At 44.6% G+C, this 14,188-nt stretch carries 16 protein-coding genes; 10 read left to right on the plus strand and 6 right to left on the minus strand.

Features of this window, described 5'->3' with window-relative positions; translation table 11 throughout:
- Positions 1-7 precede the first annotated feature (7 nt).
- Positions 8-1,972, minus strand: a complete 1,965-nt coding sequence (locus tag R8N47_RS10035) for a MacB family efflux pump subunit (RefSeq protein WP_054576181.1) — start codon at positions 1,970-1,972, stop codon at positions 8-10.
- A 1-nt stretch (position 1,973) separates the two neighbouring features.
- Positions 1,974-3,149 carry an efflux RND transporter periplasmic adaptor subunit gene (locus tag R8N47_RS10040; RefSeq protein WP_064354497.1) on the minus strand — a complete coding sequence of 392 codons (1,176 nt, stop codon included), beginning with the start codon at positions 3,147-3,149 and terminating at the stop codon, positions 1,974-1,976.
- Between the two features lie 771 nt (positions 3,150-3,920).
- Between R8N47_RS10040 and R8N47_RS10045 the strand changes: the two genes are divergently transcribed.
- The 4 genes from R8N47_RS10045 (at position 3,921) to R8N47_RS10060 (ending at position 7,148) form a co-directional block, all read left to right on the plus strand.
- A complete protein-coding gene (locus R8N47_RS10045) occupies positions 3,921-5,264 on the plus strand; it encodes an OmpP1/FadL family transporter (protein WP_064354496.1) in 1,344 nt (447 codons plus the stop codon).
- Between the two features lie 78 nt (positions 5,265-5,342).
- Positions 5,343-6,062 (plus strand): carbonic anhydrase, encoded by a 720-nt coding sequence (locus R8N47_RS10050; RefSeq protein WP_064354495.1) that lies wholly within the window; start codon positions 5,343-5,345, stop codon positions 6,060-6,062.
- A 79-nt stretch (positions 6,063-6,141) separates the two neighbouring features.
- Positions 6,142-6,693: a YtfJ family protein gene (locus R8N47_RS10055; protein ID WP_064354494.1), complete on the plus strand. Its 552-nt coding sequence runs from the start codon at positions 6,142-6,144 to the stop codon at positions 6,691-6,693.
- Between the two features lie 20 nt (positions 6,694-6,713).
- Positions 6,714-7,148 carry a hypothetical protein gene (locus R8N47_RS10060; protein ID WP_005480927.1) on the plus strand — a complete coding sequence of 145 codons (435 nt, stop codon included), beginning with the start codon at positions 6,714-6,716 and terminating at the stop codon, positions 7,146-7,148.
- Positions 7,149-7,227: 79 nt separating this feature from the next.
- Here the strand turns inward: R8N47_RS10060 and R8N47_RS10065 are convergent, their stop codons facing one another.
- Entirely contained in the window at positions 7,228-7,767 is a 540-nt protein-coding gene (locus R8N47_RS10065; protein WP_017635078.1) for an NUDIX domain-containing protein, read from the minus strand.
- A gap of 51 nt (positions 7,768-7,818) precedes the next feature.
- A complete protein-coding gene (yjjG, locus tag R8N47_RS10070; protein ID WP_005374109.1) occupies positions 7,819-8,493 on the minus strand; it encodes a pyrimidine 5'-nucleotidase in 675 nt (224 codons plus the stop codon).
- Between the two features lie 138 nt (positions 8,494-8,631).
- On the opposite strand from yjjG, the gene R8N47_RS10075 reads away from it, so the two are divergent.
- The 6 genes from R8N47_RS10075 to R8N47_RS10100 all read left to right on the plus strand — a co-directional run bounded on the left by R8N47_RS10075 (position 8,632) and on the right by R8N47_RS10100 (position 12,816).
- A complete protein-coding gene (locus R8N47_RS10075) occupies positions 8,632-9,555 on the plus strand; it encodes a LysR family transcriptional regulator (protein ID WP_053307145.1) in 924 nt (307 codons plus the stop codon).
- A gap of 115 nt (positions 9,556-9,670) precedes the next feature.
- Positions 9,671-9,985 carry a hypothetical protein gene (locus R8N47_RS10080; protein WP_029795225.1) on the plus strand — a complete coding sequence of 105 codons (315 nt, stop codon included), beginning with the start codon at positions 9,671-9,673 and terminating at the stop codon, positions 9,983-9,985.
- A 47-nt stretch (positions 9,986-10,032) separates the two neighbouring features.
- Positions 10,033-10,719, plus strand: coding sequence for a helix-turn-helix transcriptional regulator (locus R8N47_RS10085; RefSeq protein WP_005497912.1), 687 nt, complete (start codon positions 10,033-10,035; stop codon positions 10,717-10,719).
- Positions 10,720-10,883: 164 nt separating this feature from the next.
- Positions 10,884-11,066, plus strand: coding sequence for a hypothetical protein (locus R8N47_RS10090; protein WP_021035913.1), 183 nt, complete (start codon positions 10,884-10,886; stop codon positions 11,064-11,066).
- Between the two features lie 1,064 nt (positions 11,067-12,130).
- Positions 12,131-12,448, plus strand: a complete 318-nt coding sequence (locus R8N47_RS10095; RefSeq protein ID WP_235213034.1) for a hypothetical protein — start codon at positions 12,131-12,133, stop codon at positions 12,446-12,448.
- Positions 12,436-12,816 carry a hypothetical protein gene (locus R8N47_RS10100; RefSeq protein WP_005374128.1) on the plus strand — a complete coding sequence of 127 codons (381 nt, stop codon included), beginning with the start codon at positions 12,436-12,438 and terminating at the stop codon, positions 12,814-12,816. Before R8N47_RS10095 ends, R8N47_RS10100 begins: the two co-directional genes overlap by 13 nt.
- 87 nt (positions 12,817-12,903) lie before the next feature.
- Here R8N47_RS10100 and R8N47_RS10105 read toward each other — a convergent pair whose 3' ends face one another.
- Complete coding sequence (locus R8N47_RS10105; protein WP_031780875.1) at positions 12,904-13,458, minus strand: sugar O-acetyltransferase; 555 nt, start codon at positions 13,456-13,458, stop codon at positions 12,904-12,906.
- A 129-nt stretch (positions 13,459-13,587) separates the two neighbouring features.
- Positions 13,588-13,986: an OsmC family protein gene (locus tag R8N47_RS10110; RefSeq protein WP_005374132.1), complete on the minus strand. Its 399-nt coding sequence runs from the start codon at positions 13,984-13,986 to the stop codon at positions 13,588-13,590.
- Positions 13,987-14,188 lie beyond the last annotated feature (202 nt).

Below are 14,188 nucleotides of genomic sequence, written 5' to 3' on the forward strand. Positions count from 1 at the left end.
CTCATTTTTAGTCTCTCGCTAGCGCTTCTATCGGATCGAGTTTGGCGGCATTGCGAGCGGGTAAAAAGCCGAAAGCGATGCCAATCAACGTTGAGCAAATAAACGCCCAGATGATCGAGTTCATTGAGTAAATCATTTGGAAGCTGCTGCCAGATGTACTGAATGCAAAACCAATCAAAAACGCCAAGCCAATACCAGCAATGCCACCACACAAACACACTAGTACCGCTTCAATCAAAAACTGACGCAAAATATCCGCTTGCCGCGCACCCACAGCCATTCGTACACCGATCTCTTTCGTGCGCTCTGTCACCGACACCAACATGATGTTCATTACGCCAATTCCGCCGACAATTAGGGAGATCACCGCAATCGCTGAGATCAGTAACGTCATGGTTGCGGTGGTTTTCTCGATGCTCTGACGAATGGTGTCAGTGTTAATCGTGAAGAAATCTTCTGTACCGTGGCGCATTTTTAACAAGTTGATGATGCTCTGTTCTACCGCTGCGCTTGGGGCGTTCTCATCAATCCGTACAGTAATGCCGTTGAGGTAGCGTTGTCCCATCATTCGTCCCGACATGGTGGTGTATGGCACCCAAATTTTCAGCGCGTCGCTGTTGCCAAACGCGTCTTCTTTTTTCTGCGTGACACCCACAATACGCACTGGCAATGAACCTAGAAAAATCACTTCACCAATCGGATTTCTATCCGCAAACATTTCCTTTCTGGTGTTGTCATCAATCACTGCTTCTTGGGCGAGCGAATTCACGCTGTCTTCATCCCAAAACTGACCTTTGGCGATCTCATAACCGCGCACACGGAAATAATCTTCCCCAACCCCTTCCACAGACGCGGTTGCATCCTGATTGGCGTAACGCACGGTTAAGCTGTTGGATAAAGACGGCGTGACACTGTCGACAAAAGGTAGACTCTCCAACGATTTAGCATCGTCGGCGGTTAGCGTTTTCACTCGTCCGGAGCGGCGGTCACCAAACCCTTTGCCCGGCCTGACATCAATGGTGTTTGTTCCCATGGATGAAATATTCGATAAAATTTGCTGTTGTGAACCATTACCTAGTGCCACCACGGAAACCACCGAAGCTATACCAATAATGATGCCGAGCATGGTCAAAAACGTGCGCATTCTGTGGCTAGACATCGCCAGCAGCGCCATTTTGAGCGCGTCAATAAAACTGTCCCACTTCCACCACTTACTGGCGGCTTGCGCTGGGCGATGAAAAGACGCGCTCGGTGTCTTTGCTGCTTGCTCATTGATTACAACTTGTGCATTTGGCGTATCTGCAATGATTTCACCATCTTTGATTTCAATGATGCGATCCGCAAAGTTCGCCACGTTCATATCATGAGTCACTAAGATGATCGTATGCCCAAGTTGATGCAACTCTTTAAGCAGTGCCATCATCTCTTGCCCACTGTGACTGTCTAATGCGCCAGTGGGCTCATCGGCGAGAATCACCTCACCACCGTTCATCAGTGCACGAGCAACACTCACGCGCTGTTGCTGGCCACCACTCAGTTGGCTGGGCTTGTGGGTCAAACGATCTTCCAGCCCTAAGCGTGCCAATAACGACTGCGCTCGCTCCGTTCTTTGACGATGAGGAACTCCCGCGTAAACCGCCGGTACTTCCACGTTTGCCACCGCGGTTAGGTCCCCCAGCAGGTGGTAACGCTGGAATATAAAGCCAAAATACTCGCGGCGCAGCTCCGCCAGTTGGTCGGATTCCAACGTCGAGACATCTTGCCCATTAATGAAGTATCGACCGCTGGACGGTTTATCCAAGCAGCCGAGCACATTCATCAGCGTCGATTTACCAGAGCCTGATGCACCCACGATCGCGACCATTTCACCGCGTTTTATCTCTAAATTAATGTGGTTCAACACAGTAAGCGACTCGTCGCCAGAGACAAAACGTCGAGTTAAATCCTCAACTTTTAAAAGCACGTCACTCATCTTAGAACCTCATTGGAGGTCGACGACGATCACCTCGGCTTGATGATTCTCCATCCATAGCATTGCCAAGAACAACTTGGTCGCCCTCCTTCAAACCTGAGAGAATTTCTGCGTTCACTTTGTTGTTAATACCCACAGTCACGGGCTTTTGCACCACTTGGCCCTGTTCAAACACTGGCACGGTATAGTTGCCTTTGCCGCCAGATTTTTGCAGGACTTGTGAAGGGACAATCAAGGTATTTTCCGATTGCTCAAGGACAATCGAAACTTGCGCAGTCATGCCGATGCGCAAAATACCTTGCGGGTTCTTCACATCAAATACAGCGTTGTAGTAAATGGCGTCGCTATCTGAAATGCTCAAATCGCTGTCATCGCCATCCATGATGGTTGGCCCCGGCTCAATGGCGCGCAATGTACCTTTAAACTGCTGATTCGGTTTGCCTAAAATGGTGAACAGCGCCGTTTGGCCTGGGTGAACAAAAATCACATCGGCTTCCGAGATTTCGGCTTTCACCGTCATCGTATCTAACTTAGCTAACTCGATAATAGTTGGCGTGGTTTGATTGGCGTTTACGGTTTGTCCTTCTTCCACCGCGGTGTAGACCACCGTGCCATCCATCGGTGCGTTGATGGTGGTGTAACCGAGATCTAACTGCGCATTGTCGACGTTGATTTTGGCTTTCTCGATTTCGGCATCCAGTTGCGCTAACTCGGCTTTGTAGATGGCGAGCGTCGCTTCGGCATTCTCGTAATCAGCTCGTGAGCTCGCTTTCGCTGCCAACATGCCTTTTTGGCGCACGTATTCATAGTTTGCTTGTTTAATCTGCGCTTGCTTAGCCTGGTACTGAGCGTTGAGACTATTAAGAGACGCTTGGGCTTCTTTGAGGCTGTTTTGCTGAGTCAGGCTGTCAATCTGTGCAATCAAGTCCCCCTGTTTGATCTCATCCCCTAAGTTCACAGCGAGGCGTTGAATTTGCCCAGATACTTGCGCACCTACATTCACCAATTTGGACGCTTGCAACATGCCGTTGGCTAATACCGCCTTTTCGATATTGCCTTTGCGAACGACTTCTGTCGCGTAAGAAAAAATGGGTTCTGGACGTTGCAGATAATGATAACCACCAGCACCAATAGCAAGTAGGCCACACAAAACGAGCCATTTTTTATTGAGTTTCATAGCAGGAGTGAAGTAAATAATCGTTTTGATTTTATACTGCTATTTGTCTTAGCCGTACAGGGTACGAGACGTAAAGATAGGTAAATTAACGTCAAGATACTGAAGGAATAACTTCACTAACGTGAAAAATCCGAGATATTATAGTCACTTCAAAACTTTATCATTCAATAAATATAACAAAGATCATTTTTAATATAGAAATTCAAGTTATAAGTATTATAAACAAAACTTTTAAATACCAACAAACCAGTAAAATCTAAGCTTATTCAATATGCCATCCATTTAAATTTCATTATGGTCATTTTGATGATTGAATTTCAAGAGGAGTTAAGTGGCAAGTTAAATAAAAAATACCCACATAACACAGGTAAGACCGAGAGGAGTGTGTCATGTGGGTTTAAAACGATAGTTCTCTTGCTGATTCGAACTACCAACGTTGGGATGCAATGGAAATACAAATGACTCAGAGTTTCCATCACGGACACTTTATCGCTGGATTTGCCTCTGTTTGTTAGGGAACAGTCAGCACAATAAAAATAGAGAAGTAATACCGCAAAAATAAAAATATGGGCTCTGAGTTTAATTTACACGTAAAATAATCACCACATTCACGACATGAACCATTAATAAATTTATCAATAAATATTTATTAAGTTAAATTTATTTATTGTCAACATACTGTTAGTTTTACTCCTAAATATACTGGTCAGATTTGTTTATTTTACTGCTTTTCGTTGCAATACAACCTCTAATTAATTCATGAGAAAAAACATGCAGCGACAATTCACTCTTTCACCGATTTATTTATTAATCGGTTTAGCCTCCTCGACGGCGTATGCCGGTGGTTTTCAAATTAACGAACATTCGGCGACGGGTCTTGGTCGTGCTTTTGCTGGTGATGCTGTTATTGGTGATAATGCGTCTGTAGTCAGCCGCAACGCCGCAGCGATGACGCTGTTTAAACAAAATGCCTTATCGTTCGGTGTCACTTACGTCAAACCTGACGTTACCGTTAAAAATGCGCAATATCATCGAGCTAACATTAATGCAGATGTCAATGTTGGTATGGGCGGCTTCCCTCCATCCCCTCAAGTTGACATTACCCCGTCCTTCTCTCAAACCGTGACCGACATTGATGACGTCGATGGCGTTGGTCAACCAGCCGTTGTACCCAATTTTTACTTTATTCACCCTATCAACGACGACTGGTATCTAGGCTTATCGGCATATTCCAACTTCGGAACCGACATGGAGTTTAAACCAAACTATGGCGCACCTGTTTTTGGCGGTGTCACCAGCGTAGCGAGTGTCAACCTTGGCGCAAGCTTGGCATACAAGGTGAACGATCGTTTTAGTATCGGTGGTGGTATTGATGTGATTTACGGCTCTGGTGAGCTGTACCGCGATATAGACGTGGGTGTTTGCGTTGGTGGGAACATACTTGGAAACGAACTAGAACAACGCTGTGGATCCGTAAAAGGCAACGCACTTGATGTGGAAGCAGGCGGCATTGGGCTTGGTGCGAATATTGGCATGATGTACGAGTTTAACGAACGTCATCGCTTAGGTTTAAGCTACAAGCACAGCCCTAACATCGATGCCAAGGGTGACATCCACTTTGCTGGCGAATCGTACGACTCACTTGCTATGCCGCTACCGGATATTGCGGAGTTTTCCGGTTATCACCGCGTCTTACCTAAATTTGCCCTGCACTATTCTGTGCAGTGGATTGGTTGGTCAGCATTTGACAGCTTGAAAGCTGATGATCAGTTGCTAAAAGATTTTCAGTGGCAAGACTCCGCACACTACTCCATCGGTGGGACTTGGTACGCCAATGAACGTTGGACACTTCGTACGGGTTACATGTTCGACAAAACACCTGTCGATGAGCTGACTTCGCTTTCTATTCCAGATTCGAACCGTCACTGGTTATCTGCGGGTGCCTCTTACCAATGGTCATCAGATACCACGGTTGACATCGGTATGACGTACTTGATTGGTGAAGATGTCAACGTAGAAGAGTACGCGTATGAAGGTGTTCCTGCACCGATGGTAACGGGCGTGACCCATTCAAATGCGTTCCTAATTGGTGCCCAACTCAGCCACCGTTTCTAATTTGTCAGGCAGTGATCAAACCTCTAGGTCATTGCCTTGTAACAACGCTTATCAAAGCGACCGAACAGAGACATTATTATGAACAAAACACTACTTGCTTTTTCACTCTCACTTCTCACTCTAGGCGCGGCTCAGGCTTCAGAATGGGGCTATGGCAATGACAAACACGGGCCAGAGCACTGGGGAGAAATCGCCAAAGACTGCGCAACCACGAAAAACCAAAGCCCAATCAACATCGACAACCCAGCCGATGCAAAACTGGAAGCACTGAACCTTTCGTACACTGGTCAGGTCATTGGTTTAACCAACAATGGTCATACGCTGCAAGCGCAAGTGAACGGACGTAACAGCTTCACCATCGATGGCGAGACGTTCGAGCTGCAACAGTTCCATTTCCACACACCTTCAGAAAACCAAATCAAAGGCCGCCAATATCCACTTGAAGCGCACTTTGTACACGCCAACGCAGACGGCGAGTTGGCGGTAATTTCGGTGATGTTTGATGCTGGCGGTCAAAACGCAGCACTGTCTAAACTGATCAACGCAATCCCACAAGAGAATCAAACCACTTTCTTTAAAGATACGTTTGAGATTAACGACTTACTGCCAAAAACTGCAAACTACTATCGATTTAACGGCTCTTTAACCACACCACCATGTTCAGAAGGTGTGCGCTGGTTTGTGCTTAAAGACACTCAAACCTTATCCAAAGATCAAGCCGCGAAACTGATGGAAGTCATGGGACAAAACAATCGTCCGTTGCAACCGCTAAATGCGCGCGTTGTACTTTCTAACTAAACGCCACATCCGATCAGGGGCATCGTATTTGCCCCTTATTTTGATTCGCTCTAACCTCACTTCGTTACAGGAACCCCCAATGAAAACTCCATCTGTTCTGTCACTCTTACTCGCACTCGCCCCGACATTCGCCTTCTCTCATAACCTTTCTGTCGGTCAAACCCCCCCTTCCGTCAGCATTGATACCTATGGCGAAATGACGCTGCAAGGAAACGATGTGGCTTATCAACCTTGGGCAACTCAGCATATGTTAGGCAAAGTCCATGTGATACAAGCCATTGCAGGTCGTAGTAAAGCCAAAGAGATGAACGCGCCGCTGATGTCAGCAATCACTGCCGCTCACTTTCCTGAAGATCAGTATCAGACCACAACCGTGATCAACCAAGAAGACGCCATATGGGGAACCGGTACATTTGTAAAATCGTCGGCAGAGGACAGCAAAAAGACATTCTCTTGGTCTTCCATGGTGTTAGACAAGAATGGCGTATTAGCAACAACTTGGGATCTGCAGCAAGAAAGTTCTGCGATTATCGTACAAAATAAACAAGGTGAAATTTTATTCGTGAAAGAAGGGGCTTTAACTCAAGACGAAGTCACACACGTCATCGAACTGATTAAACAGAATATCTAAACCGAAGGTAAGGAAAAGCTATGAAACTGTTCAACACCATCGCACTCTGTCTTTTAGCGGCTGTAGCCTCTTTCCAATCGGTTGCAGGAGACAACGATTGGGATAAGATTGCAGATAAGACCGTCAGTTTTAAATCGGAAACCGACACAGTCAATCCACTGTCACCATTTGCTAACGCTCGTTTCAGCCACATAAAAATCAAATGTACGCAAGGTACGGTCGATCTGAAAAGCGTTAAAGTAATCATGAAAGATGGTCAGGAAAAGACGTTCGACAGTTTAGGGGTTCTGACTAAAGGCATGTCATCAAGAAGCTTAAGCCTACCAACAAAAGATAACGCGAAGTTAGACAAAATCGAGTTGAACTATGAATCGGTTGGCAGCACTGCGCTGCAAGTCGCGGGGGTGACTAAAAAAGCGCAAGTGGAAATCTTAGGTAAGAAAATCGACGAGTAAGCGATGGCTCAACGAGCTCACCCAAACTAAAAACAGCGGCACTAGGCCGCTGTTTTCATTAAAAAATCGTCATGGATAACTAAATGAATTTCTTCAGCTTCGCCAAACCATAAGCGGCGATGGTGACACAATCTTTGATCGTGCCGTCGATCATCATCTGTTCGAACTCCTCAACAGAAAAAGCGCGAGTGATCAAATCCTCTTCTTCACTGTCGAGTTGATTACCCACGTCCGTTAAATCAGTGGCGAAGTAGACGTGACATGTCTGATTCAAAAAGCCGTATGCGATAAACTGCGCGCCGACATACGCCATAGCGCTCGCCTGCATGCCCGTTTCTTCACGCAGCTCGCCTTTGGCAAGCTCAAGATGATCCGCATCTGGGTTTGATTCCCACGCCCCTTGTGGGATCTCCCAACAACGTTGACCTACGGTGTAACGGTACTGCTGAACCAAGTGAATCATCCCGTTATCGATAGCCAGAATCGCAGCACAATCAGGTTTGTCGACCACACCATAGATACCCTCTGCGCCGCTCGGACGTAAAATTTTGTCCTCACGCACCGTCATCCACTTATTCTGGTAAACGACTTTGCTGTCTAGCTGTTTGATGTCTGACATGGTTATTCCTTGATTTTTCTGAGGGTTACTGCGGAATAATACCGGATTCGGTTACGCCACCAAAATGTTCTTTAGTTCACTCAAAGACTCAACGGTGTAATTTGGTGCGATACGCTCATCGACGCTTGCGCCTGTGGTATTTAACCAGCAAGTTTCAATACCAAAATTATTACCACCCAGAATATCGGAATGAAGGTTGTCACCCACCATCAGTACGCGCGTTTTGCATGGGTTGCCCATTTGCTGCATCGCGTATTCAAAAATACCTAAGTCCGGTTTTGCTACGCCCACTTGTTCAGAGATCACCACTTTATCGAAGTACTCAGTCATCCCTGTGCGCTCAAGGCGAATCGCTTGCAACTCTGTAAAACCGTTGGTGATGATGCCCATTTTAGCTTTGCCTTGCAGCGCTTCCATCAGCTCTTTTGCACCTGGCAACAAGCTGCAAATATCGGCCATTGCTTCTAAAAATGCGCTGTTGAGATCTGCTGTTGTGGTATTCAACTTCTCAGCCCACTCGGTAAAACGCTTATGTTTTAGCTCATCTGCCGTTACTTTGCCGTCTTGGTAATCCACCCAAAGCGGTTTGTTTACGGTTTGGTAATGAGCAAAATCTTGTTCAGTAAAATCTACGCCTTTGCGAGAAAACATAAGCTGCAAACCTTTGAAAGCATCAAAGTGGAATAAGGTTTCGTCAGCGTCAAACAGGATCCAATCGTACTTCATTTTCTTCTTCCCAAAATCAAGGTCGTAATACTGGTGCATAGTCTAGATTGTTTTCTTCTTGAAGATAATCTCTATAATTGGAAATTAATTGTATCCTTGTGCTCAACAATAAATGCTTCACGATAATAGGAGATTGATGTGAACGCGATTGCCTCCCTGCCCGTTTTTGTTGCTGTTGTCGAATGCGGCAGCTTTTCCCTTGCGGCCAAACAGCTGAATCTGACGAAATCGGCGATCAGCAAACGCATCAACCAACTAGAAGACGATTTGGGCATTCGTCTCCTTAACCGAACCACGCGTAAGCTGAGCCTGACCGAAGCGGGAGAACGCTATTTTGAGTACGCCTCTCAAGCGCTCAACCTAGCCCAACAAGGCGTGGACGCGGTATCGGAGCTGCAAGGCTCTCCACAAGGTCGGCTCAAAATTACCGTGCCGATGTCTTTCGGTGTGCTGCATATCGCGCCTTTGATCAGCGAGTTTCTCGCTCGTTACCCGAAAATTGAAGTGGATTTAAACCTCGAAGACAAAATGGTCGATTTGGTTAAAGACGGTTTTGATTTGGGGATCCGTATTGGTGAACTCACCTCTTCCAATCTAATCGCAAAACGTCTCGCCCCTTGTAAAAGTGTGCTTTGTGCCTCACCAGATTACTTAGCGGAGTTTGGAACACCACAAAAACCAAGTGATTTAGTCGGTCACAACTGCCTGCGCTACTCCTATTTCCGTGGTGGCGTCGAATGGATGTTCATCAACAACGGCAGCGAATACAAGGTACTTCCAAAAGGAAACTTTATCGTCAATAACAGCGAAGCCATTCGCCAGTTGCTGTTAAGAGGTTCGGGCATTGCGCAACTGCCAACATTTATTGCAGGAAGAGACTTTGCCGCAGGAAATCTAAAACCGGTGATGGAAGAGTACTCTCTACCAGAACACGCCATTTATGCGGTTTTTCCTGAGCGCAAGCACATGCCGTTGAAAGTAAGAGCCTTTATCGATTTTATCAGCGAAAAACTCGGCACAGATTTACCTTACTGGGATCGTTACAACAGCCCAGAAAAATAACCATATTGATGATAAGTGAGTGAGATTTCACTACTGACATGTTCTGACATTCCATCCGCGTAACCTTATTTGGAACTCAACAGGCAATCCGCCAAAACCAATAAGGAATCACAATATGGAAACCGTTATCGAAACTGTGCAATTTCGTCTAACCGCAGGCACAACAGAGCAAGACGTGATCGCCGCTGCCAAACAGTCACAAACGTTTGTGAAGAATCTGCCGGGCTTTTTGTATCGCTCACTCAGTCACGAAGCGACGGACGATGTGTGGACAGACATCATTTACTGGCGTTCAATGGACGATGCAAAACAGGCGGGAAAACAGCTTAAGCAAGCCGCTGAATTTCAGCCTCTGTTATCAATGATTGACTGCGAAAGCTTCGAGCTTATACATCACAACTTAAAAATGTGCAGTGAGCTAGAGAAGTAATCAGCCACACTACTACTAACAACCAGTAGGTCTAGATAAGGAACATCATGAGCAAATCAGAACGACTGTTTGAGCTACTGACGCTTTTGCGCGCAAAGCGTTACGCAGTGACAGCGAAAGAGCTCGCAGAAAGAATGGAAGTCAGCGAACGTACGATTTATCGCGATATTCAGTCGTTGCTCAGTTCTGGTGTTCCGATTCAAGGTGAAGCAGGTGTCGGCTACCTGTTGCAAGCTGGCTCTCATCTGCCACCTTTGATGTTCTCAGAAAAGGAGATGATGGCGCTTGAACTGGGTATGCGGATGGTTCGAGCCTGGTCGGACGCCGAACTCGCCGAAGCGTCTCACTCTGCGTCCACCAAAATACTTTCGGTATTGCCAGATAAGCTCAAACAACAAGTGGAAGATTGTCCGCTGATTGTGCCCGATTATCACACCCAATCCGAGACTGCCAAACGAGGGCAGCTTCTGCGCCACGCGATTGATCATCAGTTTAAGGTCAGTTTGGATTACCAAGATGAAAGCGGACAGGTGACCGAGAGAAAAATCCAACCGTTAGGCCAGTTCTTTTGGGGCAAAGTCTGGACGCTGGTCGCCTGGTGCGAATTGCGCGATGACTATCGCCAGTTCCGCCTCGACCGTATCCAAGCACTGCGTATGCACGATGAAGAGTTTCAGAGTGCGGAAACCAAATCTCTCAAACATTATATTGCGCAGTATGAATCGAAAGATTGAGTGTTCTTCATCCTTCCATCACAAGGATTCTACATTGCTCTGCTCAATGCGAGATATTTGGAAAGGCACATTTAGTTAAACTAATGTTTCATTTTTAACAGATGCGCAACCAACCTAAGATCGTTAACTTAAGTAGCACGTCAACCACACCGGAGCGTGAAGCTATGAAAGTACTGATTCAATACACCCAAGCAGGGAAATATCGAGATCAAGCGTGGGAGTCTTTAACTCTTCGATCTAAAGGTGATATGCAGGCAGTTACCCCTTCTTATGCTGCCCAACTTATCGAACAAAGCAAAGCGACACTTGTGATGACAGAGGAGCAACAAATCGTTATTCATCCATAACCGATTATTAGCCTTGTTTAACCAACCTTTGTTAGTTGTGCAAGGCTTACATCTCGCCATTTCACGTTATCAATTTTATACACGACCAACTATATTTACATAAAAATCAATAAAATAGTTCTTATTTTCGTTCTCGACACTCCTTCAAAACGGCCTTACATTCATAGCTAAGATATAGGTTATCTGTTAGTCTCTTTATTTCTTCATGATAAAAATTAGGATAAAACCTTTGAAAAAGCATCGGTTTATTATAAGGATAGGTGCAATATGCAATTGATCTGGAACATTATTGGATACTTAATGTTCTCTGGTGTATTAGTTATTTTTTTTCAAACATTCTTTATAGGTATCATGCACCTTTTAATGCCAAAAGACATTGTCAATAGCTACTTTAAAGAACCTTATTTTAACACTTTCGAACTAGCTCTATTTACAGGTTGGCCTTACGCATTTTTCCGAACATTGATGTTTGTTCGTTTAATCGTTCAACCTAACTCAGGTAAAAAACGAAAGTTACCCGATGTATCCCAAGAGGTGCCTAGGTGGTACCGTCTATTATCCTTCATAATAATATGGGTAATTATCATAAACTCTACAATGTTAGCACTTGTATTTTTTATCGCAGGTTTTTTATCACTAGCAAATCATGTATGACCTTCACTTATCCAACCAAGTTTAATATCACACTTTAAATGTAAAAAATCACATTAACAATTTCATACAAATAATAAATACATCAGCTAATTTGTAACTTTTTAAAATGAAAGTCTAGAAGGCAAAAAATAAACCTTTTTAAATATAGTTTTTTGTTAGTATCTGCACAAACAAATTATTAGCTAGAGGTGCTCTGTGTCGGGATTATTTGAGTATAAAATAAAAACTCATGATAACTTATCATCAATTATATTAAACATGTATGGTACTCCATATGAAAGGCTAAATTTATCACTTGATAATAAAAAGCTTACGAGTCTATCCGCATCGCTCGAAGTTGAGGGTTACCTGCGAATGCTCATATAGTTAAACAAGCCGAAAAACTGAATAAAATAGCTCAAGCATCTAAAGTGGGCGGACATGTTTTAGTCGGTGTTGGTCTGACGGCTTCCTGCATTCAGATTGCGAATACACAAGACCAACATGAGAAGAATGAAATTTTTGTTGAGTCAATAACTAGCACAGCTGTAGGAATGGGTACCAGCGCGTTAGTCGGTCTATTTTTAGTATCAAACCCTATTGGCTGGGTGACTGCCATTGTACTCGCTGCCGGCTCAACGGCTGTAGGTTATGCATCCGGTAAAGTGGCAAAAAGCTTTTATAATTCAATTGAAAGCAAGCCAAACTTAGTCGCTAGTACTGGAATAGAGTCTATATGCAGCAAGTAATCACATTTCTTTTTTACACTTTAATGACTGGTGTGATTATTATTTTCTTACAAACCATTTTTATCGGTGTCATGCACTTTCTGATGCCGAAGGAGATTGTTGGGAACTATTTTAAAAAACCATATTTTAATGAATTTGAGCTTTCTTTATTCACAGGGTGGCCTTACGCATTTTTCCGAACATTGATGTTTGTTCGTTTAATCGTTCAACCTAGCTCAGGTGAAAAGCGAAAATTACCTAATATTTCTAGAGAAGTACCAAAATGGTATCGTTATTTGTCGATTCTATTACTGGGTATTATCATTGTTAACTCTGTTGTCGTTGCCCTGACTTTATCAATTGGTGCCGTTCTTTTAGCAATTGAATGAGAAATTAACATTAAAATATAACGATGTACTCGACGAAGAGAGCTCAGTCAGAACTCTCTAATCGCCAGTGTTATTGCATACTGATCTCTACTCTTCTTCGTTGAGACGACGAATCAACTTAGCTGGCGTGCCTCCGTATAGACAATCTGGCGGCACATCATGGTTAACGACCGAGTTCGCCGCAATCACCGAGCGAGCGCCAACTGTTACACCTTGGTTGATGACGGAATTTCCGCCAATCCACACATCATCTTCAATCGTGATAGGTTTACAAAACGTTTCCCAACGTCGACGACTTCGGTAATCAACAGAATGAGAAGCGGTATAGAATTGCACGCTCGGTCCAATGAGCACGTGGTTCCCGATGGTAATTTTGGCACCATCGAGCATGACCACGTTCATGTTGATAAAGGTTTCTTCACCTATTTCGATGGTCTTACCAAATTCACAATGAAAAGGGGACTGGACAATACAACGGCCTACCTTGCCAAATAGCTGCTTTTGCAATTCGTCGCGCTGACTTTCGTCGGTGTTATTATTAAGTGCTCTAAGTGCTTGAAGAGCATGGCTTCTAATGGCGTCAATTTCTTTGTCCATGCCATCAAAGACCTGGCCAGACATCATTTTTTCTAGTTCTGTCACTGGAAGACTCCTACAACCTGCAATTACTGCTTTCAGATTCTTCACAAGGTACGTGAACTGCGAAATAAAAAAAGAGAAAAGCCCGGACTTTTCTCTTTCCTGTTTTTATATTTTGTGGAGTCTGTCAACTTACACAATTTCCCAACTGTGGGTCATCTCAACACCTTCGCCTAGCATTAAGCAAACCGAGCAGTATTTTTCTAGCGAGTCAGCCGCCACTTTTGCTACGACTTCTGGGTCAAGCTCGTCACCTGACACTTCAAAGTGGATATTCACTTGCGTAAAGATACGCGGTGCGGTTTCACGACGCTCTGTGGTTAGCTTGGCATTAACTGACGAAACCTTTTGGCCTGCTGTTTTCAAACCATCAACAACATCGACAGAGCTACAGCCACCAGCAGCCATTAGTACCATTTCCATTGGGCTTGGTGCGGTTGCACCGCCATTGCCATCCATCACTACGGAGTGGCCCGACTGAGATTGCCCAAGAAATTTAAAATCTTCTATCCATTTAACTTCAGCTTGCATGATTTACCTCATTTAGCATCGCTCATTCAAGGCATCGTTGCCCTTACTAGCGGTGTGTTTCTTGTCGATACTTTAGCTCTATCGCATAAAAGGGCAACGGAATTTTCAACATTACTGTAATTTTTTCGCTCGGTTACCTTTCTCTATACGTAACACTTTTTATTCAAGTAACACTTTCTACAAAAATAACGATGAGGTAGCT

It is taken from the genome of Vibrio sp. 2132-1 (assembly GCF_033344315.1).